The organism is Pseudomonas sp. 05N431 (assembly GCF_056397005.1).
On the sequence record NZ_JBFTMN010000067.1, the window covers coordinates 1 to 452 of the forward strand.

1 protein-coding gene is annotated in these 452 nt (G+C 62.7%); it reads right to left on the reverse strand.

Annotated elements, in window-relative coordinates; genetic code table 11:
• Positions 1-452, reverse strand: a 452-nt coding sequence (locus AC1DIG_RS29330; RefSeq protein WP_477770118.1) for an Ig-like domain-containing protein, incomplete at both ends; no start/stop codon positions are given.

Genomic DNA, 452 nt, shown 5'->3' on the forward strand with positions numbered 1-452 from the left:
CAGCTGGTTGCCGACCACGCTGGCACTGCCCTTGTTGGCTGGCGCGCTGGCTGAGTTCAGCGTGAACAGGTGACCGTCGTCGACATCGGTGTCATTGGCCAGCACGTCAATGCTCAGGGTCTGGTTTTCCGTACCGGCGGCCGTATCGGCCACYGCYACCGGCGCGTCGTTGGTGCCGGTGATAGTGACGTCCACCGTGGAACTCGAAAGCGCGCCGTGTTCATCCTGCATCTGGTAACTGAGCGTCACGTGCTCGACCACCCCTTGCGCCAGATGATCGAAGTCAGCTCCGGGGTTGAACAGCAGCTGGTTGCCGACCACGCTGGCACTGCCCTTGTTGGCTGGCGCGCTGGCTGAGTTCAGCGTGAACAGGTGACCGTCGTCGACATCGGTGTCATTGGCCAGCACGTCAATGCTCAGGGTCTGGTTTTCCGTACCGGCGGCCGTATCGG